The sequence below is a fragment of the Streptomyces sp. NPDC032472 genome (assembly GCF_040636955.1).
In the GTDB taxonomy this organism is placed as follows: Bacteria; Actinomycetota; Actinomycetes; order Streptomycetales; family Streptomycetaceae; genus Streptomyces.
On sequence record NZ_JBEZVK010000058.1, the window covers coordinates 1 to 26,666 of the forward strand.

Sequence of the window (26,666 nt, forward strand, 5' to 3'; positions counted from 1 at the left end):
TCGGCGTCAAGCTCACCACGCTCCGCCCGGAGCAGGCCGCGTACATCGGCGTCGACGTGGACGGCCCGTACAAGCCGGACCACTACCGCTACTGACCCACCGCCCCCCGCTCACGCCCCGTCGGCCACCTCGGCCGCCGGGGCGTGCGTGCCGTCGGGGCCTTCGCGTTTCAGGGTCTGGGTGACGCGCCACAGCCGGCGGGGCAGTTCGCCCTCCTCGAAGGCGTGGACCTCGTCGAGGGTCCAGCCGTCGGCAAGGGCGTCCACCAGTTCGCGGCCGAAGAAGTGGACCGCGAATCCGCCGTGCTCGAAGATGTCGTCGCCGTGCGCGGTGCCGGCGCCGTAGTGGGCGTCGCCGGTGTGCCGCACGGTGTAGACGAACACCCCGCCGGGCCGCAGGACACGGCGGACCTCCCCGACCAGGGCGTGGATCTCCTTCGTCGACAGGGCCATGCACAGCAGCATGTGCGCGAAGACCGCGTCCACCGAGGCGTCGGGCAACGGCAGCGGCTCGCGCACGTCGTGGACCATGGTGGTCACCCGTTCGTCGACTGCCTGGGAGCGCGCGGCGTCGCGCAACTGCTCCAGCCCGACCGGGCTGAAGTCGGTTGCCCGGACGGTGAAGCCCTCGCGGGCGAAGAACAGCGCGTCCCGGCCGTGCCCGGCCCCCAGTTCCAGAACGTCACGGGCCTGCGCCGCCTTGAACGCGGCGGCCGCCTGGACCGCGGGCTCGGACGGCTCCTCGCCGTACATGCCAGGGTGGGCGGCGTAGGTCTCCTGCCAGTGCCGCCGCTGGATCTCGCCCAGCTCCTGCTCGTCCGCCACGGTGCTCCCTTTGCCTGTCTCCAGGGGAAGCCTAGAGGTGCCGCCGCCCGGGGAGCCGGATCAGCTGCCGCAGCAGGCGTCCGGGGCGGCGCCGGCCTTCTCCAAGGAGTCGGCGTCCGCCTTGACCACGTAGACCTCCCACGGCTCCTTGCCGGGGCCGGTGACCCAGACCTTGTCCTGGAGCGCGTAGCAGCAGGAGGTGTCGTTCTCCTCGAAGGTCGCCAGGCCCGCCTCCTTGAGCCGGGTGGTGGCCGCGGTGACCTCGTCGGTGGAGGAAACCTCGACGCCGAGGTGGTCCAGGCGGGTGTCCTCGCCGCTCTCGCCCTCGATGAGGACGAGCTTGAGCGGGGGCTCGGTGATGGCGAAGTTGGCGTAGCCCTCGCGGCGCTTGGCGGGCTCGGTGCCGAACAGCCTGGAGTAGAAGGCGATCGAGGCTTCGAGGTCGGCGACGCGCAGGGCGAGCTGGACACGGGACATGGCGGTCTCCCATCGAACGAGTTGTATCGACAGATGTCGATACAGTCGACCTTGCCACCGGGATCGACGACTGTCAATATTGAGGTATGTCGAAACAAGCTGGCCTGCCGGTGATCGGGCAGGACGCCGCCGCATGCTGTACGCCGATGGTCCGCGAGCCGCTGGACGAGGAGACCGCGGCCGGACTGTCGCGGATGTTCAAGGCGCTGTCGGACCCCGTCCGGCTGCGACTGCTGTCGCTGATCGCCTCCCACGAGGGCGGCGAGGCGTGCGTGTGCGACCTCATCGGCCCGTTCGACGTGTCCCAGCCGACGATCTCCCACCATCTGAAGGTGCTGAGGGAGGCAGGGCTGGTCGGCTCCGAGCGGCGCGGGACCTGGGTGTACTACTGGGTGCTCCCCGAGGCCCTGGCGAGGCTTTCCGCCCTGCTCCAGATCCCCGCCGTAACCGCGAAGGCTCCCGCGTGAGCGCGCCGGCCCCGCTGCTGCGGCGGGCGGCGGTCGAGGGGCTGGGCACGGCCGCGCTGGTCGCGGTGGTGGTGGGCTCCGGCATCCAGGCCACCGAACTGACGCGTGACGTCGGGCTGCAGCTGCTGGCCAACTCCCTCGCCACCGTCTTCGGCCTCGGCGTGCTGATCGCCCTGCTCGGCCCCGTGTCGGGGGCGCACTTCAACCCGGCGGTCACCCTCGCGGCCTGGTTCACCGGCCGCCGCACCGGCGACGCCCCCACCCCGCGCGATGTCGCCGCGTACGTGCCCGCCCAGGTCGCCGGGGCGATCGCCGGAGCGGTGCTGGCCGACGCCATGTTCGGCAGGCCCCTGGCGCACTTCGCCGGCCACGACCGGTTCGCCGGGCACCTGTGGCTTGCGGAGGTCGTGGCCACCGCCGGGCTGGTCTGGCTCGTCTTCGGCCTGGCCCGCGCCGGCCGCGCCCACCTGGCGCCGCTGCTGGTCGCCTCCTACATCGGCGCGGCGTACTGGTTCACCTCCTCCACCAGCTTCGCCAACCCGGCCGTCACGATCGGCCGGGCGTTCACCGACACCTTCGCCGGGATCGCCCCCACCTCCGTGCTGCCGTTCCTCGCCGCTCAGCTGCTCGGCGCAGCCGCCGGCCTCGGCCTGGTCGCGCTCTGCTTCGGCCGCCCGGCCCCCGCAGGCGAGGACGGGGCCGTCGTCCCCCACGGCAGGCAGCAGCTCGCCGCCCGTACCACCGAAGAAAGCGCCCTGGCCTGATGAGCACCTCCGCCGTTCCCTCCGTGCTGTTCGTCTGCGTGCACAACGCCGGCCGGTCCCAGATGGCCGCAGCCTTCCTCACCCACCTCGGCGCAGACCGGGTGCGGGTCCGCTCGGCCGGATCCGCCCCCGCCGACACGGTGAACCCGGCCGTGGTCGAAGCCATGCAGGAGGTCGGCATCGACATCTCAGCCGAGACCCCCAAGGTCCTCACCGCCGAGGCGGTGCAGGCCTCGGACGTCGTGATCACCATGGGCTGCGGCGACGCCTGCCCCTATTTCCCCGGCAAGCGCTACCTGGACTGGCAGCTCGACGACCCGGCCGGGCAGGGAGTCGCGGCCGTCCGGCCGATCCGAGACGAGATCGAGCAGCGCATCCGCGGCCTGCTCGCCGAGCTCGGCGTCGAGTCGGCGCGATGAAGGTCACCGGGACCGGCGTGCGGACCGGCGTGCCCATCGCGCCGCCCCGCGAGGACGGTCTGCGACCTGAGCGCCGCAGCCCTCAGCGCCGGTCTTCGTTCCGCTGTTCCTCAGCCCCGGTTTCCGGCTTGGTGTAGAGGACTTCGCGGGCCTGTTCCGCGGCGCGGGCGAGGCTCTCGGAGACGAAGTCGAGGAACCGGGCGACGTTCTCGAGGCGGGTGGCGGCCGGGGTGCCGGGGACGAGGATGCCGACGCCCTGCCGTGCGGTTTCGGCGACGTGGGCGGTGGAGCGGACGCTGGCCATCATCGACTGGTACCAGACGTCGTCGTCGATGACGTAGCGCTCGCGGCGGCGTTCGTCGCGCTCCCGGCGGACCATGCCCTGGCTGTCGAGGAACGCGACCGCCTTGGAGACGGACGCCGGGCTGACCTGGAGGCGCTGGACGAGCTCGGACGCGCCGAGGCTGCCCGAATCGCTGATGCACAGGCAGGCCATCACCCGGGCCATCATCTTGGGCGTGCCCGACTGTATGAAGACGGTGGTGAGCGTCTCCTCGTACGCGCGCACCGCCTCCGCGTCGCGGCCGTGGGCCTGCGGGGCCGCGCTCGGGTCCCGGGGCGCGGCCTTCCTGCGGCGGTGGGCGCGCTGTTCGGTGGCGCGGTGGGCGAGGTCGGCGCGGTAGCCGGCGGGGCCGCCGTTGCGCATGACCTCGCGCGTGATCGTCGAGGTCGGGCGGTCCAGGCGTCTGGCGATCTCCGCGTACGCGTGGCCGTCGGCCAGTCCCAGCGCGATCTGCTGGCGTTCCTGCTGGGTGAGCCTGCCTCCGGGCATCGCGGCCTCCTTCGTGGTGCGTGACGTCCCCAGCATAGCGTTCACATCCAGTTCATTGCAACGAGCGGCGCTGGGTTGTTGCATTGAACTCTAATCCATTGCAACGATTTTCGGGCCTTGAGCTGCGAATATGCTGATTCTGCGCAACGAAGTTGTTGCCGACTTCTTGAACGCAACGTAGCTTTTCCCTCGTTGGAAACGACGGGCCGAGGGGTCCGCGTCACAGACGAAGGAGCTCACCACCATGCAGAAGTTCGCCACCGCCGCCCCGGTCTCGGCCATCCTCGACGTCCCCGCCGGACGCATCCAGCTCATCGCCGCCGACCGGGCCGACGCCACCGTCGAGGTCCGGCCCGCCAACCCCGCCAAGAACCGCGACGTCCAGACCGCCGAGCAGACCACGGTCACCTACGCCGACGGCGTCCTGCAGATCCGCACCCCCGAGCCCAAGAACCAGCTCTTCGGTTCCTCCGGAGCGGTCGAGGTCACGGTCCAGCTGCCCGCCGGCTCCCGTATCGAGGCCAAGAGCGCCGCATGCGAGCTCCGCGGCGTCGGCCGCCTCGGCGACATCGCCTTCGACGGCGCGTACCGGAACATCAAGATCGACGAGGCCGCGAGCCTGCGCCTCACCGCGGTCGACGGCGACGTCGAGGTCGGCCGGCTGGGCGGCCCCGCCGAGATCAGCACCGCACGGGGCGACATCCGCATCGCCGAGGCCGTGCGCGGCGGGCTCGTGCTCAGCACCCAGTCCGGCGACATCTCGGTCACCGCCGCCCGCGGCGTCTCCGCCACCCTCGACGCCGGCACCTCCTACGGCCGCATCGGCAACACCCTCAAGAACGACGGCGCCGCCGAACTCGCCATCCGCGCCACCACCTCGTACGGCGACATCACCGCCCGCAGCCTCTGAGCCCGCGCCGGCGCCCCGCCCCGCCCGTCCCGCCCAGCCCGCTCGCCCCGCCCGCTCGCCCCGCCCGCCCCGCCTGCCGACAGGGAGCACCCTCATGACCGACCTGGCCATCGCCGCGCACGGACTGCGCAAGTCCTACGGCGACAAGACCGTCCTCGACGGCATCGACCTGGCCGTCCCCGAAGGAACCATCTTCTCGCTGCTCGGCCCGAACGGCGCCGGCAAGACGACGACCGTCCAGATCATGTCCACCCTGGTCGCGGCCGACGCCGGCACCGTCCGAATCGCCGGCCACGACCTGGCCCGCCGGCCGGACGACGTACGCGGGGCGATCGGTGTCACCGGCCAGTACTCGGCCGTGGACAAGCTCCTCACCGGCGAGGAGAACCTGCTCCTCATGGCCGACCTCAAGCACCTGTCGCGCAGCGACGGCAAGCGCAAGGCCGCCGAACTCCTCGACCGCTTCGACCTGGTCGACGCGGCCCGCAAGCCGGCCGGCACCTACTCCGGCGGCATGCAGCGCCGCCTCGACCTGGCCATGACCCTGGTCGGCGACCCCCGCCTGATCTTCCTGGACGAGCCCACCACCGGCCTCGACCCGCGCAGCCGCCGCTCGATGTGGGGGATCGTCCGGGAGCTCGTCGCCGGCGGGGTCACCATCTTCCTCACCACCCAGTACCTGGAGGAGGCCGACGAACTGGCCGACAGGATCGCCCTCCTCGACCACGGGCGGCTGATAGCGGAAGGCACCGCCGAGGAACTCAAGCGGCTCATCCCCGGCGGCCACGTCCGGCTCACCTTCACCGACGCCCACCTGCTCGACGCGGCCCGCCGGCTCATCGGCGGCGCGGCCACCGCCGACCCCGAGGCCCTCACCCTGCAGGTCCCGAGCGACGGCAGCGTCCGCACCATCCGCGAACTCCTCGCCCTCCTGGACGAACGCTCCGTCGACGTCGCCGGGATGAGCGTCCACACACCCGACCTCGACGACGTGTTCCTCACCCTCACCGGGCAGCAGCAGACCGAGCAGCAGACCGAGCAGAAGGAGACCCTCCGATGAGCACCCTCGCCCTCGCCGCGCGCGACTCCTCCACCATGGTCCGCCGCCAGCTCAAGCGCCTGCTGCGCTACCCGTCGATGACGGTGCAGCTGATCGCGACGCCCGTCGTCCTCCTGCTCCTCTTCGTCTACGTCTTCGGCGGCACCCTCGGCGCCGGCCTCGGCGGCGGCCGCGAGGTCTACGTCAACTACGTCGTCCCCGGCATCCTGCTCATGGGGGCGGCCACCGCCGCCACCGGCACCGCCGTGATGGTCGCCACCGACATGACCGAGGGCATCATCGCCCGCTTCCGCACCATGCGGATCTCCCGCGCCTCGGTCCTCACCGGCCACGTCGTCGGCAGCGTCATCCAGCAGCTCATCGGGCTGGCCGCCATCATCGGCGTCGCCCTCGCCATCGGCTTCGACCCCAACGCCACCGCTGTCGAATGGCTGGCCGCCGCGGGCATGCTCACCCTGTTCGTCGTGGCCATCACCTGGCTGTCGGTCGCCCTCGGCCTGAAGTCCCCGACCCCCGAGGCCGCCAGCAACGCCCCGATGCCGCTGATCCTGCTGCCCTTCCTCGGCAGCGGCTTCGTCCCGACCGAGTCCATGCCGACCGCGATCCGCTGGTTCGCCGAGTACCAGCCCTTCACCCCGATCATGGAAACCGTCCGCGGCCTCCTCCTCGGCACCCCCATCGGCAACAGCGCCGCCATCGCCACCGCCTGGTGCGCCGGCATCGCCGTGCTCTCCTACCTCTGGGCCAAGAACACCTTCGACAAGGCCTGACCGTGAACGGGCCGAACAGGGCCGTCAGACCACCGGGGTCTGACGGCCCTGGGCCATATCCGGGGGCAGTGGCAAGGCCCTGCAATCCGGGTCAGCCGTACATCGCCACGTGGAACAGGCGCGCAAGCGCCTCGTCGATGGGATGGGGCTGCGGCTTGCCGGAGGAGTCGAGCCTGTTCCACCTCTGCATGTTCACCGCGACCGCCATCTGCCGCCCGCCGTCGGCACGCGTCATGGCCAGCGCTCCACCGCCCCAGACCGTGCCGCCGTGGCCCCAGAAGGTGTCCTGACCGGGAGCCTCCATCGGGTGCAGGCCGAGACCGTACTCGATCACCTTTCCCTCTTGGGAGACGATCGGGACGGTGCGTTGCATCTGCTCCAGCGACGCCGGGCTGACGATCCGTCCGGCCAGCAGCATGCCGTAGAAGCGGTTGACGTCCGAGACGGTCGACACCAGCGAAGCCGACGGCCCCACCCACGACATGTCGTAGACGCTGTAGTCGAGCGGCGGGTCGATCATGCCGAACCACGCCTCGTAGAGCCGCGAGTGAGGCCCGTCGACGTGCGGTCCGGTGGGGAATTCGGTGTCCCGGAGCCCGGCGCGCTCGATGACGTTCCGCGTGATGTACTGCTCGGCCGTGGTGCCGGTCGCCCGTTCCAGGAGTTGGACGAGGAGCAGGTAGTTGGTGTTGGAGTACACCCCCGGACTGCCGCCCGGGGCGCCGACTGCAGGTGCGGTGACCCCCATCTCGATCAGTTCGAGGGGGTCGAACCGGGTGAGCCGGTGGTCGTCCAGGCTCTCGGGCCCGGTGTGCGCGAGGTCGGGGTACGCCTTGAGGGAGGGGTAGGCGTACGGGAGGTACTCGGCGAGGCCGCTGGTGTGGTTGATCAGCATCCGGACCGTGATCGCGTGGCCGCGCTCTCCCGGAACCAGCTCCGGCAGGTACCGGCCGACCGGTGTGTCGAGCCCGATCCGGCCGCTCTCGACCTGCTGCAGCACCGCGGCGGCGGTGAAGGTCTTGGTGATGCTGCCGACGCGGTGGCGCATGTCGGGGGTGACGGGGCGGCCGGTGGCGACATCGGCGACCCCGGCGGCGCCGCGCCAGACCTGCTCGCCGTCCCGCACCTCGGCGAACAGGCCGGGCATCCCGGCGCGGTGGACGTTCTCGAGGGCCGCGTCCAGCGCCGCGGAATCCAGGGGGTTCTTCACGTCATCCGTCCTTTCGTGGTCCCGGGGCCGGCGCCGCATCGGCGGCCGGACTCGGACAGCAGGGCGCGAGCGGGCACGCCGCCCCGGGGGGTCGACCTACCGATGTCCTCATTATGCACGCGGTGCGTGCAACGGCGAGTGCACAGGTAGGGTGAGCATCGGCGAGCATCGGCGAGAGGAGCGGGATGGCAGGCCGAAGGCGTTGGTCGACCGAGGAGATCCTGGATGCGGCGGCGGAGCTGCTGCGCACGAGCGACGCGGAGTCGTTCAGCGTGCGCAAGCTGGCCGCGGTCCTCGGGACCGACTCCTCCAGCCTCTACCGGCACTTCCGCAGCAAGACCGAACTGCTGCGCGCGGTCGCCGACCGGATCCTCCTCGCCGCCATGGAGGGTCACCGCCCCGAGGGCGATTGGAAGCAGCGCATCACGGCCCTGGCCCTGCGTCTGAGGGACGCCTTCGGCGGGCAGCCCCAGCTCGCCGCGGTCTGGGGACGCTACGCGTCAGGCGGCACCGGCTCCCGGCTGGTCATGGAAGAGGTGCTGCAGGCCCTGCGTGCGTCGGGACTGCCCGACGAGGAGATCCCGGCGCGCTACCACCGGCTCGCGGTCCTCATCGCCGCATTGATCGCCTCCGAGGCCGGAGTCAGCACGGTCACCCCGGATGAGCGCGAACAGGGCATGGAGCTGTTCCGCGTGGCGGTGCTGGGTGCCGACCCCGAACGCTTCCCGGCCCTGGCCCACTTCGCGCGCGACGTCCGCCCCCTCGGGGCGGACCGCCGCGCCGCGTTCGAGGAGCTCCTCGCGGCACAGCTCGACCGCATCGAAGCCGCAGTCGACTCGAACTAGCCGACCGGTACGAGGGTCTCCTCCCACTGGTCCCGGGTCGGGCCGTCGTACCGGGGGGAGAAGTCCGGGCGGGCAGCCAGCCATGCGCTGACGTGCCGGTCGACCTCGTCGGTGCCGTACGCCTCGTCCGCCGTGCGCACGAGATGGCGCACCTGCGCCCGGGCCCTCATGACGACGGGGTCGTCGAAGGCGCAGGCGGCCACGGCAGCGGCCCGCCGGTCCGGGGGCGGTGCGCTCTCGGCGAGGCGCTGCGCGGTGGCCCGGTCGGCCGCCACCTGTGCGTCGAACCACGGGCGCAGGGACCGCTCCGTCCAGGCGTGGTAGCCGAGGGGGTCCGCGGCGACCTGGTCGGCATGGGTGGCGAGGTACTGGGCCGCGCGCAGACCGAGGGACACGCCATGGCCCGAGGTGGGGTTGGTGTGGATGAGGCTGTCACCCGCGTTGACGAGGCCGGTGACGACGGGTCCGTCACCGTCAGCGAGGGCGGTCCAGCGGTTGTCGAGGCCGGCCATCGCCAGGACGGCCGACTGCGGTTCGGGGGCCAGGTCGAGCCAGGCGGCGGTGGCGGGGAAGCGGCGCGCGGCGGCCTCGAACACGGCGGGGTCGGTGAGCGCGCCGCGGGTCGGATCGCCGGTGGAGAGCACCAGGTGCACCGCGAAGGTGTCGTTGTCGGAAGGGAAGACGCCGGCGAGCGCGAACGGTGCTGCCGAACCGGTCTTCACCCGCCCCGGCTCCCGCGGGCCGTCGGCCCGCAGGCGGTACCAGCGGCACAGATAGGCGATTCCGGTGCGGTGGCTGTCGACCACGGGCGGCCGGCAGCCGGCCTCGATCAGCCAGCGGGGAACCGGCGAGCGGCGCCCGGACGCATCGACGACGAGGTCCGCCAGGCACGTGTCCGCGCCCACCCGCACACCGGTGACCCGCGGAGGGCGGCCCTCGCGGACGGCCAGCCCGTCCACCCGCAGGCCCCGTTGCACATCAACGCCGGATTCCCGCCGCACGGCCGCGGCCAAGGCGGCCTCCAGCACGATGCGGCGGGTGCGCAGGGTCACCAGGTCCTCGTCGCCGTCCCGGTGCGGCGGAAGCCCGCCATGCCCGCTAAACCAGTCGAACTCGTGGTACTCCCGGGCTCCGCGCGCCAGCAGGTCGGCGTACACATCGGGGGCCTCGGCGCGCAGCACGGTCCGCACGGGTGCCAGCAGCGAGTGGGGCTGCACGGCCTGCGGGACCCGGGGCCTGTCCCACTGAAAGAAGTCCCGGTCCAGGTCCTCCCCGGCCTCCCGCCCGTCCTGCTCGAACAGGGTGACCGCATGGCCCCGCCGCCCGAGCATGAGGGCCGTCCCCAGCCCACTGATCCCCCCACCAACCACCGCAACCCGCGCCACAAGCTCCCCTTCGCGTCGTGTTGCACAACGACCCTACCGCCCGGCGATCTTGGGTCAGGCCGCCGGGGTTGTGCGCCAGATGCCCGGGCGGATTTCTCGCCAGGTGGGGTGGGGGGAGGTGGGGGTGGTGAGGCGGGTGAGCCAGCGGTGGGCGTAGGAGTGGAGGCGGGTGTCGTTCAGGGTGGTTGCCAGGTCCAGGCATGCCGTGAAGTGGGGGCGGGCTGCGGTGGGGCCGTCCGTTTCCAGGGCCACCAGGGCCAGGACCCGGCGCGCCTCCCAGGTTCCTCGCGGGTCCTCCGCGACCGCGTCCAGGGCGGGGGAGAGCAGCGCCGCCGCGCCCTCCACCGCGCCCGCGTCGAGCTGGAGGTCGGCCAGGCCCACCAGGGCGCGGCCGCGCTCGGCGACCGCCGGGGCCGCGTCCGCGGTCAGCAGGGCCTGCTCGTAGTAGTCGCCGGCCGCCGACAGCCGCCTGCGCTGCCAGGACAGGTCGCCCAGCGAGCGCAGCAGCCGGGCCTCCGCCGCCAGGTCGCCGAGCCGCTGCGCCGCCTCCAGGGCCAGGGCGTGCCCGGCCTCCCACACCTCCCACGAGGCCCTGGCCTCCACGAATGCCGTCATGGCGGTGGTCAGTTCGATGGTCTGCGGCCAGAGTTCGTTGCGGTGCGCCGTGCGCACCACCGCCAGCAGGGCCGCCTCCCGGCGGGTGAACCACTGCAGCCGCCGTTCGTCCGAGGGTTCGGCGGTCAGGCGCCGTACGTCCTGCGTGTACGTGTCCGCCAGCCGGGCCGCTGCCGCCCGGATCCGGTCCTGCGGGGTGTGCGCCGCGAGCTCCTGGGCGGCCAGCAGCCGCAGCGGCTCGGGCAGCCGCCAGTGCTGCTCCGGCTCGTCCGGTACGGCCTCCGGCTCCACCAGCCGCTCCCGCTCCAGGCCGGCCAGTACCGTACGGGCCGCCTGGGGCGCGAGGCCCAGAACGGCCGCGGCGGCCTCGGCGGTGAACGGCCCGGCCGGCAGCAGCCCCAGCAGCCGGAACGCCGCGCGCCCCGGATCGTCCGCGCCCTCGTACGGTGCGCGCAGCCGGGCCGTGAAGTCCCGGTCGACGCGTCCCAGTTCGGCCAGCCGGCCCGGTTCGTCGCGCAGCCGTGCCGCCAGCGTCTCCGGCGTCCAGTGCGGGTGGGCGGTCAGCAGCTCGGCGGCGGCGCGCAGGGCCAGCGGCAGCTGCCCGCACAGCGCGGCGACCTCCCGTACGGCGGCCCCGTCCGCGGCGTCGGCGGGCCGGCCCGCCGCGGCGAGGAACAGCTGCCCCGCCTCGCGCGGGGCGGGCTCGCGCAGCGTCAGCACCCGCCCGGTCAGCGCCGAGGGCTCCCGCCGGGCCGTGACCAGGGCCGCGCTGCCGGCGGTGGCGGGCAGCAGCGGCCGCACCCGGTCCGCGTCCGCGGCCCCGTCCAGCACGAACAGCATCCGCCGGCCCCGGGTGATGCCGTCCAGGAGCTCCCGCAGCGCGGCCTCGTGTGCGGGCAGCGGGCCCTCGGCTCCGCAGGCGCGCAGGAGTCGTACGAGGGGATGGGCGGCCGGGGAGTGCAGGTCGAGGTCTTCGAGGTCCAGGAAGACACGGCCATCCGGGAAGAGCGGGGCCAGCCGGTCGGCGGCGGCCAGGGCCAGGGCGGTCTTGCCGGTGCCGGCCGCGCCGGTCAGCACGACCGCCCCGCCGACGGGCAGGGTGCGCAGCAGCCCGCTCAGCTCGTCCAGTTCCTCCTCGCGGCCGGTGAAGGAGGCGGGCGGGGCGGGCGGCACGGCTTCCGGGGCGGTCGCCTGAAGTGCGGTCGCCCGCGGCGCCGGCCCGGCCTGGGGATTCTGCAGATCCTGCGGCTCCCGCCGCGCGGCCTCCCGTACGGCCTCGGAGGCCCGCGGCGGCTGCGGGACGGCCGACGCACCGCCGCCCGCAGCTGCAGGCGCATCGGCCCCCGCCTCCGCCCCCGCCGCCAGCCCCGGCGGGCGCAGCAGCGCCGCGTCCCCGGTCAGGATCCGCCGGTGCAGCTGCTGCAGCGGCCGGCCCGGCTCGATCGCCAGCTCGTCCACCAGGGCGCGCCGCACCCGGGCGAAGACGCGCAGCGCGTCCGCCTGCCGCCCGCACCGGTACAGGGCCACCATCAGGTGCGCGTGGAACTCCTCGCGCATCGGCAGCTCCGCGGTGATCTCCTGCAGCTCCCCGACCAGGTCCTGGTGGCGCCCCAGCCACAGTTCGGCCCGCACCCGCTGCTCCAGCGCCGAGGTCCGCAGTTCCGCGAGCCGGCCGGCGGTGCTGTCCAGCAGCGGCCCGTGCGGGGTGTCCGAGAGCAGCGGGCCGCGCCACAGCGCCAGCGCCCGGTGCTGGAAGTCGGCCGCGGCCGCGTGGTCGCCGCGCTGCATCGCCTCGCGGCCGCGCTGGTGCAGCTCCTCGAAGGCGGCCAGGTCCAGCTGGGCCGGGTCCACGCGCAGCAGGTAGCCGGGCGCCCGGGTGACCAGGGAGTCCCGCCCGTACTCCGGGTCGGCCTCGTGCAGCAGCTTGCGCAGCTGGGAGACGTACACCTGCAGGGTGGTCATCGCCGTGCGCGGCGGGTGTTCTCCCCACAGCTCGTCGATCAGGCCGTCCACCGAGACGGTCTCGTTCGCCCGCACGAGCAGGGCGGCGAGCACCACCCGGATCTTCGCGGCCCGCGGTGCGAGGGCGGCGCCGCCCGTTCCCGGCGCGGTGACCTCCAGCGGACCCAGAACCCGAAATCGCATGCTCCCCCGCCCCCTTGGCTGTTCTGCGCTGTACTGCACTGCGCGGCTTGCCGGGGCGGCGGCATGCCGGACCGGCGCGCACCAGCCCAATGTAGGTCGGCCGGGGGGCGGCCCGGCCGGTTCCACACCCCTATAACGGCCCGGACCACCGGTGACCCGGCCCCTGCCCGGTGGCCGTCGACCCCTCCCGCCCCCGCCGCCCGCCCGCGGGCACCCCTTTGCCGGTGCCGCAGCCGTCCGCAAGCCCTGCTTTAGGCCGTCCGGGAACCATGCCGTGGCATTGCCGGGGAAATGTCACGAGGGGGCCCGAGTTGACCGCTGGATTCAGCACGTTCACGGATCTGGTGCGCGACCGCGCCGCGAGCCGGGGCAGCGCCGACGCGCAGGTCTTCCTGCACGACGCGGGCGGCGCCGAGCACGTGACGTACGCCGAACTCGACCGCAAGGCCCGCGCCCTGGCGGTCCGGCTGTGCGAGCACGGAGCCCAGGGCCAGCCCGTCCTGCTGCTGTACCCGCCCGGCCCCGACTTCCTCAAGGCGTTCATGGGCTGCCTGTACGCGGGTGCCGTCGCCGTGCCCGCCCCGCTGCCCGGCGACCGCGGCGAGCGCCTCCAGCGCGTCTCCGGCATCCTCAAGGACACCGGCGCCCGCATGGTGCTGACCGACTCAGCCAACGCCCCCGAGGCCTCGCTGTGGCTGGCGATGGCCGGGCGCGGCGAGACCGTGTGCCTGGCCACCGACGTCGAGGACCCCGCGGCCGACCCGGCCGCCTGGCAGCCGCCGCGCACCGGGCCGGACGACCTGGCGTTCCTCCAGTACACCTCCGGCTCCACCTCGCAGCCGCGCGGGGTGATGGTCAGCCACCGCAACCTGATGGCCAACCAGGAGGCGCTGCAGCACATGCTGGGCACCACCGGAGACGACCGGTTCGTCAGCTGGCTGCCGCACTACCACGACATGGGCCTCATCGCGCACCTGCTGCACCCGCTGTTCCTCGGCTCCTTCTCCGTGCACCTGTCGCCGACCTCGTTCATCCGGCGCCCCATGCGCTGGCTGCAGGCCATCGGCGACTACGGGCTCACCGTGGGCGGCGGCCCCAACTTCAGCTACGACCTGTGCACCCGCCGCGTCACCGACGCGCAGCTCGCCACGCTGGACCTGTCGACCTGGCGCCTCGCGCTGTGCGGCGCCGAGCCGGTCCGCGCCGCCACCATGGACGCCTTCGCCCGCCGCTTCGCCCCGGCCGGGCTGCGCGCCGAGAGCCTCTACCCGGGCTACGGCCTGGCCGAGGCCACCCTCGTCGTCTCCGGCGGCGCCCCCGGCACCGCCCACAACAGGCTCACCGTCGACGAAGCCGCCCTGGAGCAGGACGTGCTGGCCCCCGCCGTCCCCGGGACGGGCGGGCGCACCCTGGTCTCCAGCGGCCGCATCCGCGCCGAGGACTTCGACGTCCGCATCGTCGACCCCGTCGCCGGCGGCGAGCTGGCCGAGGGGCGCGTCGGCGAGATCTGGCTGCGCGGCGACAGCGTGGCCCGCGGCTACTGGGGCCGCCCGCTGGACACCTCCGAGACCTTCCACGGCCGCCTCGCCGGCGGCTCCGGCGGCTGGCTGCGCACCGGCGACCTCGGGGCGCTGGCCGACGGCGAGCTGTACGTCACCGGCCGGCTCAAGGACGTCATCATCCTCAACGGGCGCAACATCTACCCGCAGGACGTCGAGTGGGCCGTGCGCGACCTCAGCCCGGCGCTCGGGGCCGGCCACGGCGCGGTGTTCACCGTGGAGACCGACCGCGAGCAGCTGGTCGTCGTGCACGAGGTCCGCGCGGCGGGCGCCGACGCGGACCGCCTCCAGGAGCTGGTGCACCGCATCCAGACGCTGGTCGGCCGGGACTTCGACGTCCCCGCCGGCAACATCGTCCTGGTCCGGCCGGGCACCCTGCGGCGCACCACCAGCGGGAAGGTCCAGCGCAGCCTGATGCGCAAGCTGTTCCTGGAGGGCCGGCTGTCCCCGCTCTTCGAGACCGTGGACCCCGCCGTCCGCGCCCTCACCCACCCGCAGGGCCTGTACGCCTTCTCCCCGGGCCGCGAAACCGCCCCGGGCGGCGCCCGATGAGGGTGCCGCAGGCCCTGCGGCCCGCGGCCCCGGCGGACCCGGCCCGCCCGTACGCCCCCGCCGCGCCCGCGCCCGCGCCCGCCACCGTGGATGCGTACGAGGCGGCCGCGAGCGCGCAGGCCGCCGCCGACGAGCGGGTCGCCCGGCTGGAGGCCCTCCTCGGGGACCCCGCCGACCCCGCCAACCCCGTCGGCCACGACGCGCTGCTCGCCGCCGACCGGCGGGCCGTGCCCAGCGCCGACGGCGAGGCCCTGCTCGACGGGTTCGGGATGAACCGCGAGTACGTGCCCACCTCCCTCGGCGGCCGCTTCGACTCCGCCGAGACCCTGCTGCGCCTGATGCGGCCGGTGTTCCGCCGCGACGTCGCGCTCGGCGCCGGCTACGGCATGACCTCCTTCATGGCCGCCAACGACGTCTGGATGCACGGCAGCCGCGCCCAGCGCGACTGGCTCGCCGGCCGCATGCTGGCCGGCTCCCGCGCGGCCATCGCCCAGCACGAGACCGCCCACACCAACGACCTCGTCCGCAGTCAGGTACGGGCCGCCCCCGCCCCGTCCGGCGGCTGGACCGTCACCGGCAGCAAGCCCGTCGTCCTCAACCTCCACCGGGCCGACGCCCTCGTGCTGTTCGCCCGTACCGACGACCGCCCCGGCTCCACCGCCGCGCACTCCGCGCTGCTGCTCGACCCGCACACCCTGCCCGCCGACCGCTACCGCGTCACCCGCCGCCCGCCCGCCCTCGGCCTGCGCGGCTGCTTCTTCGCGGGCGTCGAGCTCGACGCGTGCCCGGTGCCCGACCACGCCCTGCTCGGCGCAGCCGGCACCGGCGTGGTCACCGCCCTGCGCTCCTTCCAGGTCAGCCGCACCCTGATGGCCTCCCTGTCGGCGGCCGCCGTGGACACCGCGCTGCGCACCGCCGTCCTCGTGGACCACTCGCAGGGCCCCGGCCGGGCCGGCCGCGCCCCCGTCGACCCGCAGCACACCGCCGCCACGCTGACCGGGGCCTTCACCGACCTCCTGATGTACGACTGCCTCGCCGTCACCACCACCCGGGCCCTGCACCTGCTGCCCGCCGAGACGAGCGTGTACTCCTCGGCGGTCAAGGCCCTGCTGCCGCGCATCCTCAGCGGCACCATGTACGACCTGACCACCGTCCTGGGCTCGGAGGTCTACACCCGCGAGGGCACGGTCGGGATCTTCCAGAAGCACGTCCGGGACGTGCCCGTGGTCAGCCTCGGCCACGCCGGGACCGTCGCCTGCCAGGCCACGATCATCCCGCAGCTCACCGCCCTCGCCGGGACCTCCTGGTTCCGGACGGCCGAGGCACCGGCCGAGCTGTTCCGGCCCGGCGCGCCGCTGCCCGCGTTCGACTCGGCCGGGCTGGCCCTGGCCAGCGGCCGCGACAGCCTCAGCGCCACCCTCGCCGAGACCGCCGCCCTCTCCTTCGGCACCAGCCCCGCCGAGCGGACCCTGCACACCCTGGCCGGCCGGCTCTGCGCCGAGCTGGCCGAGCTGCGGGCCCGCGTCCTCGCCCTGCCGCCGCCCGACTCGGGCACGGCCGTCGGCCCGGCCTGGTTCGCACTGACCGACCGCTACGTCCTGGTGCTGGCCGCCGCCGCGGTCCTCGGCGTGTGGCGGCACAACCGCGGCGGCCCCGACCCCTTCCTGGCCGACCCCTCCTGGGCGGCGGCCGCCCTGCACCGCCTGGCCCGGCGCCTGGGCACCCCCGTGCCCGAGCTGCCGGCCGAGTGCACCGCCCGGGTGCACCAGGAAGTCCTGGCCCGCTTCGGCGACCGCCGCAGCTTCGACCTCTACAACGCCCCGCTGGCGGGCTGACCGTTCGCCCCGAGACGCCCGAAGACAGCCCGACAGCACAAGGAGCCCAGGAATGCACACCTCCCCGCCCCCGCCCGCCCCGGCCCGGCACGCCCTCGTACCCCTGCAGCAGTGGGTGACCGCCCGCATCGCCGTCTACCTCGACCGGCTGCCGGAGACCATCGACCCGCACGTGCCGCTCGCCGAGTACGGCATGGACTCGGTGTGCGCGCTGAGCCTGTGCGGCGACATCGAGGACGTCTTCGGCCTGCCGCTGGACCCGCAGCTGGCCTGGGACCACCCCACGGTGGCCGCGCTCGCCGGCCAACTGGCCCTGCACGGCGCGGTCCTGGCCCCGGAACACCGGCGATGACCCCCGTCGCCGTCGTCGGCATGGACTGCGTCTTCCCCGGGGCGCCGGACGCCGACGCCTTCTGGGAGCTCCTGATGCGCGGCGGCGACGCCATCGGCGCCCTGCCCGCCGCCCGCCGGGACGGGGCCGGCTTCGACGACGCCGTCCACGGCGGGTTCCTGGACGACATCGCCGTCTTCGACAACGACTTCTTCTCCATCGCCCCGCGCGAGGCCGCCGCCATGGACCCGCAGCAGCGGCTGCTGCTCCAGTGCGCCTGGCGGGCCCTGGAGGACTCCGGCCGGGCCGCCGCCACCCTCGCCGGCAGCGACACCGGCGTGTTCGTCGGCGTCATGGGCAGCGAGTGGGCGCAGCTGCACATGGGCGACTACGCCCGCGTCACGCCCCAGCTCGGCGCCGGCAGCAGCACCGGCATGATCGCCAACCGGATCTCGTACCACCTCAACCTCAAGGGGCCGAGCCTCGCGGTCGACACCGCCTGCTCCTCCTCCCTCGTCGCCGTCCACCTCGCCGTCAACTCCCTGCTGTCGGGGGAGTGCGGCACGGCGCTGGCCGCCGGCGTCAACCTGGTGCTGACCCCGGCGCTGGGGCTGGTCTACCGGCAGATGGGCCTGGCCGCACCCGACGGCCGCTGCAAGCCCTTCAGCGCCGACGCCGACGGCATCGGCCGCAGCGACGGCGCGGGCGTCGTCGTCCTGCGGCGCCTGGAGGACGCGATCGCCGACGGGCAGCGCGTCTACGCCGTCATCCGCGGCACCGCCGTCAACCAGGACGGCCGCAGCAACGGCGTCACCGCCCCCAGCCGCTGGTCGCAGCGCGAGGTCGTGGCCGCCGCCTGCCGCCGCGCCGGCATCGCCCCCGAGGAGGTCCGCTTCGTCGAGGCCCACGGCACCGGCACCGTCCTCGGCGACATCATCGAGTGCGCCGCCCTCGGTGAGGTGCACGGCGTACCGCGCGAGCAGCCGGTCGGGCTCGGCTCCGTCAAGGGCAACATCGGGCACACCGAGGGCGCCTCCGGCATCGCCGGCCTGATCAAGACCGCCCTGGCCCTGCACCACCGCATCGTGCCCGCCAGCCGCTTCGCCGCCCGCGAGAACCCCCAGCTGCGCCTGGCCGAACGGGGCCTTCGGCTGCTGGGCGCCCCCGTACGGCTGCCCGCCGGCGAGGTCGTCGGCGGCGTCAGCAGCTTCGGCATGGGCGGCACCAACGCCCACGCCGTCCTCGCCACCGCCCCGCGCACGGCCCGCACCCCGGTCCGCCCGCTGGCGGGCGCCCCCGCCCGTACGCAGGCCCCCGTCGGGGTGTTCACCGTCTCCGGCGACACCCCCGAGGCGCTGCGCCGCAACCTGGCCGCCCAGGCCGACGTCCTCGCCCGCCGCCCGCGCGGGGACGCCGCCGCCGTGTGCTGGTCCAGCAACCGGGTCAAGGCCGGCCTGCCCTACCGGGCCGCGTTCACCGCCCGCGACACCGCCTCCCTCTCCGCCGCCCTGCGCACCGCCGCCGAGGACGAGCGGCTGCGCGCCGGCATCGCCGAACGCGTCCGGCACGCCCCGGTCGTCGCCTTCCTCTACACCGGGCAGGGCGCCCAGGAACCCGGCATGAGCGCTGCTTTGTACCGGGAGTCGCCGCTCTACCGCCGCCACCTCGACGCCGTCGACGAGGCGCTGCGCCCGTACACCGGGGGCTCGGTGCGCGAGCTGATCCTCGCCGAGGACCCGGCCGTGCACAGCACCCGCTGGGCCCAGCCCGCGCTGTTCGCCGTCGCCCACGCGCTCACCGCCACCCTCGCCGACCTGGGCGTCGTCCCCGACGCCGTGCTCGGCCACAGCATCGGCGAGTACCCGGCCGCGGTCGCCGCCGGGCTCCTCGACCTCGACGCCGCGGCCCGCCTGGTCGCCTCGCGCGCCGCGCACATGGACCGGCTGCCCGAGGGCGGCGGCATGCTCGCCGTACGGGCCGGGCAGGACGCCGTCGCCGGACTGCTCGCCGTCGAACCGGAGCTGGCGCTCGCCGCCGTCAACGGGCCCGCCGACACGGTGCTGTCCGGGCCGCGGGACGCGCTCGCCCGGGCCTCGGGCGTGCTGCGCGTACGCGGCATCGACAGCCGCGAACTGCGCGTCGGCCACGCCTTCCACTCCCCGCTGATCGCCCCGGCCCTGCCCGGCTTCCGGGCCGACGCCGAGGAGATCCTCGGGCAGGCGCCGCCGTCGGCGCCCGCCCGGATCCCCTTCGCCTCCACCTCCCGCGGCCGCGTCCTGGGTGAGGAGGCGCCGGACGCCGCGTACTGGGCCGAACAGGCCGCCGCCCCGGTCCGGTTCGCCGACGCGCTGGGCGCGCTGGTCGCCGAGACCGGTGCGACCTGCCTGGTGGAGATCGGCCCGCTGCCGCAGCTCGTGCAGCTCGCCGGGCGGGCCGGGCTGCCGTCGGGCACCCGGCTGCTGCACCCGGCCCCCGGGCGCGGCGCGGGGGCCGCCGAGCTCGCGCAGACCCTGGCCGACCTGTACCGGGCGGGCGCGGAGCCGTCCTGGGACGAGCTGTACGAGCCCGGTCACCGCAGGGCGGAGCGGCTCGCGCCGTACGCCTTCTCCACCGAGCACCGGTTCTGGCAGCAGCCGGCGGCCCGGCCGGCCGCGGCGGGGGCCGGCGGTGCGGAGCCGGCCGGGCGCGGGGAGACTGCCGCTCCGGCCGCGGGTGGGGGAGGGGCCGTGCCCGCCACCGCCGCCGTGGACGCGGAGCGGGATCCGGTGCTCGCCGCCGTGGTCGAGGCCGTCGTCCAGGTGGGGGAGTACCCGCGCGAGCGGGTCGACGCGGGGGCCAGGTTCTACGAGGACCTCGGGTTCGACTCCGTGATGATCATGCAGCTCAAGGACCGGATCGAGACCCGGCTGCCGCAGGCCGCCGGCATCACGGTCCAGCAGCTGCTGCCCGCGCTGCGCTCGGTGGGCACCCTCGCCGAGTTCGTACAGGAGTGGATCACGGTGGGAGCCGCCATATGACCGCGCAGACCTCGCAGACCGCCACCGCACCCCTGTTCCACCTCGCCGGGACCGGGGCCGCGCTGCCCGGCCCGCCCGTCGACAACACCGTGATGGACGAGGTGTTCCACCTGAGCGAGGAGTGGATCGACGCGTTCGTCGGCACCCGCACCCGCCACTTCGGCTGGGACCCGGTCACCGGCGCCGCCACGCACAGCCTCGCCGACCTGTGTGCCGAGGCCGCCGTACGGGCCCTGGACGCGGCCGGCCTGGAGCCGGCGGAGCTGGACTTCCTGGTCCTGACCACCGCCACCCCGGACACCCTGCTGCCCACCACGGCCACCGCGGTCGCCGACCGGCTCGGGCTGAACCACCTGCCCGCGTACCAGCTCCAGGGCGGGTGCGCCGGAGCGGTGCAGGCCCTGGACGTGGCCCGCGCCCTGCTGGCCGGGGGCCACCGCATTGGGCTCGTCGTGGGCGGGGACGTCACGGCCCGCTTCCTGGACGCCGGGCGGGACGTGGCCGGGCTGTCCTCCCAGGAGCTCGTCAACTACGTGCTGTTCGGAGACGGCGCCGGGGCCGCGGTGGTCAGCGCCGAGCCGCTGGGGGAGGGCGTCGCCGTCCGCAGCCTGCTGAACCGTTTCACCGGCCTCGGCCGGCCTGCCGGGCAGATCGTCGACTGGCACGGAGCCGCCCGGCCCGACCCGGACCGCCTGATGATGTTCGAGGACTACAAGGCCATCGAGGCGCAGGTCCCCGCCCTGGCCGGCGAGATCCTGTGGGAGCTGCTGGAGTCCACCGGGTGGCGCGCCGAGGAGCTCGACTTCCTGCTGCCGCCGCAGCTGTCGGGCCGGATGACGCAGCGCATCGTCGAGGGCCTGTACGCCCCCGCCGCCCGCGAGGTCTCCTGCGTGGCCGAGACCGGCAACACCGGCAACGCCCTGCCGCTGCTCCAGCTCGACCGGCTGCTGCCCGAGATGACCCCGGGCGCGAAGGCCGTGTCCGTGGTCGTCGAGTCCAGCAAATGGATCAAGGCCGGCCTCACCCTCGAAAAGCCCCGGGAGGACCAGTGACGCCCGTGACCACGGCCGCCCCGACGGCCGCCCTGCCGGATGCGGTTGCCGCTCCTGCCGCTCCTGCCGCTCCTGCCGCTCCTGCCGCCGGAACGGTGGTCGTGCGGTTGCGGGCGCTGCGCGACGCAGGGCTGCTGGGGCAGGAGTGGCCCCGCGTGCCGGGGCTGCTGGCCGAGCTGCTCGACGACGGCGAGCGGGAGCCGGCCGCGCTCACCGACGACCTGCTGCGCTGCGGTCGGATGCTGGCCGGGCTGGACGTCGACGAGGTCCTGGCCCACCACCCCGGGGTGGCCGCCGTCACCGTCGCGCTCACCGGGCACTCCACCGTGACCCCGCTCGGCGATCCCCTCACGGCCGAACTCGCCCGTCACGGTCTGCTCACCCGCCTGGTCACCGGCGACTTCGGCGGCTGGCTGCGCGATCTCACCGACCCCGACGGCCCGCTGCGCCGGGCCCGGCCCGAGCTGACCCTCTGCGTCCTGGAGGCCGACGCCGTCTTCGGCGCCCTGCCCTCCCCCTGGGACGTGCCCGACGTCGAGGAGGCCTGCGCACGCCTGCTGGAGCGCCTCACCGCCGCCGCCGCGCACACCGCCCACGGCACCGGCGCCCTCGTCCTCACCACCCTGCCCCTGCCCGCCCGCCACCCCCGCCGGATCGTCGGCCTCGGCCGCCGCGCCCTGCTCGGCGCGGTGTGGCGGGAGTTCAACGCCCGGCTGCTGCGCCTGACCGCCGACCACCCCGGCCTGCACGTCGTCGACCTCGATCCGCTGGTCGCCGCCGCCCAGGGCCCCGCCACCGACACCCGCCTGGAGCTCTACGCCCGCACCGCCTTCGGCCCGCACCTGTTCGCCGCCCTCGCCCGCGAGGCCGTCCACGTCCTGCGCGCCCGCCGCGGCATGACCAAGAAGTGCCTGGTCCTCGACCTGGACCGGACCCTGTGGGACGGCATCCTCAGCGAGGACGGCCCCGACGGCATCGCCCCCGGCGGGGGCCTGCGCGGAGAGCCGTACACGGCCCTGCAGCGCACCGCGCAACAGCTGGCCGCGCAGGGCGTGCTGCTCGCCGTCAGCAGCAAGAACGACGAGGCACCCGTCCTCGACGTGCTGCGCGACCACCCCGACATGGTCCTGCGCCCGGAGGACTTCGTACGGATCAACGCGAACTGGGATCCCAAGGACGGCAACCTCCGCGACATCGCCGCCCGCCTCGGCATCGCCGCCGACGCCCTCGTCCTCGCCGACGACTCCGCCGCCGAGCGGGCCCTGATCCGCCGCCACCTGCCCGGCACCCCCGTCGTCCCGCTCAGCGCCGACGAGCCCGCCCTGCACGTCGAACGCCTCCTCGCCGACGGCTGGTTCGACACCCCGCACACCACCGACGACGACCGCCACCGCACCGGCCAGTACCGCCAGGCCGCCGCCCGCGAGGAGCTGCGCGAGCACACCGGCTCCTACGAGGACTACCTGCGCGAGCTGGAGCTCGAGGTGCGCATCGCCCCGCCCGAACCACGCGAGCTCGACCGCCTCGCCCAGCTCACCCTGCGCACCAACCAGTTCAACCTGACCGGCGAACGGCTGCCCCCCGAGGCCGTCGCCGAACTCGCCGCCCGCCCCGACCGGCTGCTGCTCGCCGTGCACCTGCGCGACCGGTTCGGCGACAGCGGGCTGGTCGGCGCCCTGTTCACCCGCACCGCCGCCGACGGCAGCCTGCACATCGACAACATGCTGCTCAGCTGCCGGGCCCTGGCCCGCGGCGTCGAGCACGGCGCGCTCGCCGCGCTGCTGCACCACGCCAAGGCCCGGGGGATCCCCGCGGTCCACGCCCGGTACGTGCCCACCCGCGCCAACGGCCGCGTCCGCGACCTGTACCCCTCGCTCGGCTTCACGGAGGAGCCGGCAGGAACAGGAACAGCAGCGGGAGCGGGAACAGGGGCGGGAGCAGGAGCCCGTGACACCGCCCCGGACGGGCTGCGCTTCGCCCACGACCTGGCCGAACCGCCCCCCGTACCGGCCCACCTGCGCCTGCGGGCCCGCTTCACGCCCGCAGGACCCGACGAAGGAGACAGTGCTTGACTTCCTCCCCCTCCTGAAGGAGGGGGACTCCTACGGCTCGCGCCGTGGGGTTTCCTGCTTCGTCGCCGACTGCCCGCTCGGAGTGCTCCGTTGAGGTCTTACACCGGCTCCACAGACTGTCACCGCCAGCCCGGCGGCCAGAAGGTTCTCCGCTGCGTTCACGTCCCGGTCATGGGTCGCGCCGCAGTCCGCGCACGTCCAGGTGCGTACGTGCAGCGGCATCCGTTCTTGCAGGATGCCGCAATGCGAGCACAGCCTGGAGGACGGGAAGAAGCGGTCCACCGCGATCACTTCCCGCCCGTACCAGGCAGCCTTGTACTCCAGCATGCTCCGGAACTCCGCCCACGCCGCGTCGCTGATGGCACGGGCCAGGCCCCGGTTCCTGACCATGTTGCGCACGGTCAGGTCCTCGACCACGAGCGTTTGGTTCTCACGCACGAGTCGAGTGGTCAGCTTGTGCAGGTGGTCCCGGCGGCGGTCGGCAATTCGGGCGTGGATCTTCGCGACCCGCTGCCGGGCCTTGGCCCGGTTCGCGCCGTCGCCCCTGGCCTTCCTCGCCAGGCGGCGCTGGGCCAGGGCGAGCCGCGCACGGTCCCTGCGCTCATGCCGGGGATTAGCGATCTTCTCCCCGGTCGAGAGCGTCAGCAGGTGGTCCAAACCGACGTCGATGCCGACCGCGGTACCGGTGGCGGGAAGCGGCTTGACGGCCGGGTCTTCCACCAGGAGGGACACGAACCAGCGCCCGGCCGCGTCCTGCGAGACAGTCACCGTGGACGGCGTCGCCCCTTCGGGAAGCGGACGAGACCACACGATGTCCAGCGGCTCCGCCATCTTCGCGAGAGTCAGCCGCCCGGCACGGAAACGGAACGCGGACGTGGTGTACTCGGCCGACTTCCGCGCCTTCTTCCGGCTCTTGAAGCGCGGGTACTTCGCCCGCTTGGCGAAGAAGTTGGCGAACGCCGTCTGCAAGTGCCGAAGCGCCTGCTGGAGCGGAACCGACGACACGTCGTTGAGGTAGGCCAGTTCCCCGGTCTTCTTCCACGCCGTCAGCATGGCCGATGTCTGGCTGTAGTTGACCCGTTCCTGCCGCGCCCACGCCTCCGTACGGGCGGCAAGCGCCAGGTTGTAGACCTTCCGCACACACCCGAACGTGCGAGACAGCTCTGCTGCCTGCGCATCGGTCGGATGGAAGCGGTACTTGAAAGCACGCTTCACATGGCCTGTGGTCACGCTCACAAACTAGCGGGGTCATAGGTGAAGGATCAAACCTGCGGGTCAACGCACTGCGATCCGCCCTGACGGCGAATTGCAGCCCTTGCCCTGATCCGCAGGGGCTTCGTTTCCGCCCCCGGCTGAAGCCGGGGAATCCACGAAAGGACTCAGATGAGCGGCTCCGACCGCACGGCGGACCTCGCGGGGTTCCTGGACCTGCTCCGCGAGGAGCTCGGCCTGGACGTCACCGTCCAGCAGGCCGCCGAGGACTTCGACACCCTGCCCGCCTGGGACTCGGTGCACCTGCTGCGGCTGGTGATGCTCCTGGAGCAGGACACCGGCCGCCGGATCCCGGTGGCCGCCGTCTTGCGCTCCCGCACCCTCGCCCAGATCCACGCCCTGGCCCACGGCGAGCGGACCCCGGCATGACGGCAGCAGCGGGCACGCCCGTCGCGGCGGCGCTCGGCGACCCCATCCCCTTCGGCCCGGGCGGCGCCGACCCGGCGGCCGTCCGCGCCGACCTGCGCGCCCACGGCACCGCGCTCGTCCACGGCACCCTCGCCGACTGGCGTCCCCGTTACGGCGGCGAGGAGGCGCTGCGGGCCGTGCTCGGCCGGGACTACGCCCGCTACCTCGACCTGTCCCACCCCGAGATCCGCGAGCGGTACGCCGCCTCGCGGACCCTGCTCAAGCACGCGGCGGCCGCCGCCCTGCACGCGGACGCGGCCGACCTGGAGCTGATGTACGGGCCGACCGGGCGGCCGTACCTGCGCGGCTGCGACCAGATCGACATCAGCCTCAGCCACACCGAGGACCTGCTGCTCGTGGGGCTGACCACCCGCGGCCTGGTCGGCGTCGACGCCGAGCGCGCCGACCGGCGCCTGTACGCGGGCGGCCTGGACCGGCACATCTGCACCCCGCACGAGCGGCTGCGGCTGGCCGAGCTGCCGGAGCAGGAGCGCAACCCGCACCTGGTGCGGCTGTGGACGCTGAAGGAGGCGTACAGCAAGGCGATCGGGCAGGGGATGCAGTTCCGCTTCACCGAGTTCGGCTTCGGGCCCGACGGGAAGCCCACCCTGGTGCACCGCCCCGACGGCACCGCCGGCGCGGGCACCGAGTGGACCTTCCGCACCCTCGCCCTGGAGGGCCGCGACGGCGGCGCCGGCTACCGGGTCAGCGTCGCCGTGTACGACGCGGGCTTCGGCCGGACCCTGGACACCGAGGTCACCACGATGCTGGACGTGGAGGCCGCGGCCGCGATCGAGGACGCGCTGCGCAGCCGGCGCGCGCCGCACGGCCCGGCACCCGCCGGGGTCCTCAGCGGTCCTCGGCCACCGTCGTACGGGCCTCCAGGACCGCCCGCCCCGCCTGGGCCAGCGTCAGGGTCAGCGGCACCAGCCGCCGTCCCCGCGGGTCCGGCGCGGCCGGGCCCGTGACCACCGCCGCGCGCAGCGGCAGGTCGGCCTCGGCGTAGCCGCGGAAGTGCAGCTGCAGCGTGGCCGGCGTCAGCCGCTCGGGCGGGGCCCCGCCCGTACGGTGCACCGCCAGCAGCGAGGCCTGGCGTACGGTCTCCAGCAGCATCGCGGAGGAGGCGTGCGTGTCGGCGGGGGAGCTGCCCGGCCACTGGCGCGGCGGGCACACCTCGGCCGTCAGCCGGCCGTCGCCGCTCGCGGCCGCGCCCCGCAGCAGGACGTGCGCGCGGTCGGTGCGCCCCACTTCGGCGGGGGCGACGGGCCGGCCGCCGGGGGCCTGGGCCGGGACGCCGCCGGAGCCGGCGGCGGCCGCTGCTTTGAGGGTCGCCGTCCGGCTGTTCTCGCGGTGGTTGCGGTGCAGCAGCGGCGGCAGGAACAGCAGATGGGCCGAGCCGTGTCCGGCGTCGGCCCCGTCGATCTCGTGGCGGACCGTGAACTCCAGGGCGCGCGGCACCCCGTCCAGGACCTTCTCGGCGGACACCCGCACGTGGGCGGTGAGCTCGGCCTCGCCGGGGCCCCTGCGCCAGGCCTCCAGGTCGCCCGCGTCGAGGGCGAACCGGTAGAAGATGCCGGTGCGGTCGGCGGGCACCCGGAAGTGCTCCTGCCCGATGACCTCGCCCACCTCGCGGAGCATCTCGGCGGCCGCCTGCAGGTCGTGGAAGGCCCCCGGTGCGGCGGTGCCGCCCAGCGGGTCCGGGCCGGGGAGCGGTCCGGTGAGGACGAACTCCTCGTCGCCGGCCCCCGATCCGGCGGACCGGCCCGGCCGGTGCACCAGGTGGCGTGCGGCGGTGGTCGTCAGCGGCCAGGGGGCCACCGCGGTGCTCTCCATCGCCGCCTCCCT

General features: G+C 74.4%; 24 protein-coding genes. 16 read left to right on the forward strand and 8 right to left on the reverse strand.

The features are described from left to right. A partial coding sequence (locus tag AB0F11_RS29140) for an adenosylhomocysteinase (RefSeq protein WP_351034276.1) occupies positions 1-95 on the forward strand: 95 nt, incomplete at its 5' end. A 15-nt stretch (positions 96-110) separates the two neighbouring features. Here AB0F11_RS29140 and AB0F11_RS29145 read toward each other — a convergent pair. Together AB0F11_RS29145 and AB0F11_RS29150 are read right to left on the reverse strand one after the other, a co-directional pair. Continuing rightward, positions 111-824: a class I SAM-dependent methyltransferase gene (locus AB0F11_RS29145; RefSeq protein ID WP_362179850.1), complete on the reverse strand. Its 714-nt coding sequence runs from the start codon at positions 822-824 to the stop codon at positions 111-113. Between the two features lie 60 nt (positions 825-884). After that, positions 885-1,301 carry an ArsI/CadI family heavy metal resistance metalloenzyme gene (locus AB0F11_RS29150; RefSeq protein ID WP_362179853.1) on the reverse strand — a complete coding sequence of 139 codons (417 nt, stop codon included), beginning with the start codon at positions 1,299-1,301 and terminating at the stop codon, positions 885-887. A gap of 86 nt (positions 1,302-1,387) precedes the next feature. On the opposite strand from AB0F11_RS29150, the gene AB0F11_RS29155 reads away from it, so the two are divergent. The 3 genes from AB0F11_RS29155 to AB0F11_RS29165 are packed head-to-tail and all read left to right on the forward strand — an operon-like array spanning position 1,388 to position 2,951. Continuing rightward, the gene (locus AB0F11_RS29155) at positions 1,388-1,768 is read left to right on the forward strand and encodes a metalloregulator ArsR/SmtB family transcription factor (RefSeq protein WP_362179856.1); all 381 of its coding nucleotides are present in this window, start codon (positions 1,388-1,390) and stop codon (positions 1,766-1,768) included. After that, positions 1,765-2,532: an MIP/aquaporin family protein gene (locus AB0F11_RS29160; RefSeq protein ID WP_362179859.1), complete on the forward strand. Its 768-nt coding sequence runs from the start codon at positions 1,765-1,767 to the stop codon at positions 2,530-2,532. The genes AB0F11_RS29155 and AB0F11_RS29160 overlap by 4 nt, the downstream gene beginning before the upstream one ends. Next, complete coding sequence (locus AB0F11_RS29165) at positions 2,532-2,951, forward strand: arsenate reductase ArsC (RefSeq protein WP_362179862.1); 420 nt, start codon at positions 2,532-2,534, stop codon at positions 2,949-2,951. Before AB0F11_RS29160 ends, AB0F11_RS29165 begins: the two co-directional genes overlap by 1 nt. A gap of 82 nt (positions 2,952-3,033) precedes the next feature. On the opposite strand, the gene AB0F11_RS29170 is transcribed toward AB0F11_RS29165, so the two are convergent. Beyond that, entirely contained in the window at positions 3,034-3,783 is a 750-nt protein-coding gene (locus tag AB0F11_RS29170) for a helix-turn-helix domain-containing protein (protein ID WP_362179865.1), read from the reverse strand. Between the two features lie 244 nt (positions 3,784-4,027). On the opposite strand from AB0F11_RS29170, the gene AB0F11_RS29175 reads away from it, so the two are divergent. The 3 genes from AB0F11_RS29175 (at position 4,028) to AB0F11_RS29185 (ending at position 6,523) form a co-directional block, all read left to right on the forward strand. Continuing rightward, entirely contained in the window at positions 4,028-4,693 is a 666-nt protein-coding gene (locus AB0F11_RS29175; RefSeq protein ID WP_362179868.1) for a DUF4097 family beta strand repeat-containing protein, read from the forward strand. Positions 4,694-4,787: 94 nt separating this feature from the next. Continuing rightward, entirely contained in the window at positions 4,788-5,753 is a 966-nt protein-coding gene (locus AB0F11_RS29180) for an ATP-binding cassette domain-containing protein (RefSeq protein ID WP_362179871.1), read from the forward strand. Further along, positions 5,750-6,523: an ABC transporter permease gene (locus AB0F11_RS29185; RefSeq protein WP_362179874.1), complete on the forward strand. Its 774-nt coding sequence runs from the start codon at positions 5,750-5,752 to the stop codon at positions 6,521-6,523. The genes AB0F11_RS29180 and AB0F11_RS29185 overlap by 4 nt, the downstream gene beginning before the upstream one ends. Before the next feature lie 91 nt (positions 6,524-6,614). Here the strand turns inward: AB0F11_RS29185 and AB0F11_RS29190 are convergent, their stop codons facing one another. Next, positions 6,615-7,733, reverse strand: coding sequence for a serine hydrolase domain-containing protein (locus AB0F11_RS29190; protein WP_362179877.1), 1,119 nt, complete (start codon positions 7,731-7,733; stop codon positions 6,615-6,617). Between the two features lie 185 nt (positions 7,734-7,918). On the opposite strand from AB0F11_RS29190, the gene AB0F11_RS29195 reads away from it, so the two are divergent. Next, positions 7,919-8,578 carry a helix-turn-helix domain-containing protein gene (locus tag AB0F11_RS29195; RefSeq protein WP_362179880.1) on the forward strand — a complete coding sequence of 220 codons (660 nt, stop codon included), beginning with the start codon at positions 7,919-7,921 and terminating at the stop codon, positions 8,576-8,578. Here AB0F11_RS29195 and AB0F11_RS29200 read toward each other — a convergent pair. Both AB0F11_RS29200 and AB0F11_RS29205 read right to left on the reverse strand, forming a co-directional pair. Next, positions 8,575-9,963, reverse strand: a complete 1,389-nt coding sequence (locus tag AB0F11_RS29200) for an FAD-dependent oxidoreductase (RefSeq protein ID WP_362179883.1) — start codon at positions 9,961-9,963, stop codon at positions 8,575-8,577. The genes AB0F11_RS29195 and AB0F11_RS29200 overlap by 4 nt on opposite strands. A 54-nt stretch (positions 9,964-10,017) precedes the next feature. Next, a complete protein-coding gene (locus AB0F11_RS29205; protein WP_362179885.1) occupies positions 10,018-12,723 on the reverse strand; it encodes an AfsR/SARP family transcriptional regulator in 2,706 nt (901 codons plus the stop codon). Positions 12,724-13,034: 311 nt separating this feature from the next. Between AB0F11_RS29205 and AB0F11_RS29210 the strand changes: the two genes are divergently transcribed. The 6 genes from AB0F11_RS29210 to AB0F11_RS29235 are packed head-to-tail and all read left to right on the forward strand — an operon-like array spanning position 13,035 to position 23,141. After that, complete coding sequence (locus AB0F11_RS29210) at positions 13,035-14,834, forward strand: fatty acyl-AMP ligase (RefSeq protein ID WP_362179888.1); 1,800 nt, start codon at positions 13,035-13,037, stop codon at positions 14,832-14,834. Next, positions 14,831-16,669, forward strand: coding sequence for an acyl-CoA dehydrogenase (locus tag AB0F11_RS29215; protein WP_362179891.1), 1,839 nt, complete (start codon positions 14,831-14,833; stop codon positions 16,667-16,669). Before AB0F11_RS29210 ends, AB0F11_RS29215 begins: the two co-directional genes overlap by 4 nt. Before the next feature lie 52 nt (positions 16,670-16,721). Then, positions 16,722-17,021 carry an acyl carrier protein gene (locus AB0F11_RS29220; RefSeq protein WP_362179894.1) on the forward strand — a complete coding sequence of 100 codons (300 nt, stop codon included), beginning with the start codon at positions 16,722-16,724 and terminating at the stop codon, positions 17,019-17,021. Then, the gene (locus AB0F11_RS29225) at positions 17,018-20,017 is read left to right on the forward strand and encodes a beta-ketoacyl synthase N-terminal-like domain-containing protein (protein ID WP_362179897.1); all 3,000 of its coding nucleotides are present in this window, start codon (positions 17,018-17,020) and stop codon (positions 20,015-20,017) included. The genes AB0F11_RS29220 and AB0F11_RS29225 overlap by 4 nt, the downstream gene beginning before the upstream one ends. Further along, a complete protein-coding gene (locus AB0F11_RS29230; protein WP_362179900.1) occupies positions 20,014-21,069 on the forward strand; it encodes a 3-oxoacyl-ACP synthase III family protein in 1,056 nt (351 codons plus the stop codon). Before AB0F11_RS29225 ends, AB0F11_RS29230 begins: the two co-directional genes overlap by 4 nt. A gap of 5 nt (positions 21,070-21,074) precedes the next feature. Then, positions 21,075-23,141: an HAD-IIIC family phosphatase gene (locus AB0F11_RS29235; RefSeq protein ID WP_362179902.1), complete on the forward strand. Its 2,067-nt coding sequence runs from the start codon at positions 21,075-21,077 to the stop codon at positions 23,139-23,141. Between the two features lie 30 nt (positions 23,142-23,171). Here the strand turns inward: AB0F11_RS29235 and AB0F11_RS29240 are convergent, their stop codons facing one another. Beyond that, a complete protein-coding gene (locus AB0F11_RS29240) occupies positions 23,172-24,377 on the reverse strand; it encodes an RNA-guided endonuclease TnpB family protein (protein ID WP_362179905.1) in 1,206 nt (401 codons plus the stop codon). Between the two features lie 147 nt (positions 24,378-24,524). On the opposite strand from AB0F11_RS29240, the gene AB0F11_RS29245 reads away from it, so the two are divergent. Both AB0F11_RS29245 and AB0F11_RS29250 read left to right on the forward strand, forming a co-directional pair. Next, complete coding sequence (locus AB0F11_RS29245) at positions 24,525-24,782, forward strand: acyl carrier protein (protein ID WP_362179908.1); 258 nt, start codon at positions 24,525-24,527, stop codon at positions 24,780-24,782. Next, on the forward strand, positions 24,779-25,789 hold the full coding sequence (locus AB0F11_RS29250; protein ID WP_362179912.1) for a 4'-phosphopantetheinyl transferase superfamily protein: 1,011 nt from the start codon (positions 24,779-24,781) through the stop codon (positions 25,787-25,789). The genes AB0F11_RS29245 and AB0F11_RS29250 overlap by 4 nt, the downstream gene beginning before the upstream one ends. Here AB0F11_RS29250 and AB0F11_RS29255 read toward each other — a convergent pair. Further along, complete coding sequence (locus tag AB0F11_RS29255; protein WP_362179915.1) at positions 25,671-26,654, reverse strand: AfsA-related hotdog domain-containing protein; 984 nt, start codon at positions 26,652-26,654, stop codon at positions 25,671-25,673. The genes AB0F11_RS29250 and AB0F11_RS29255 overlap by 119 nt on opposite strands. Positions 26,655-26,666 lie beyond the last annotated feature (12 nt).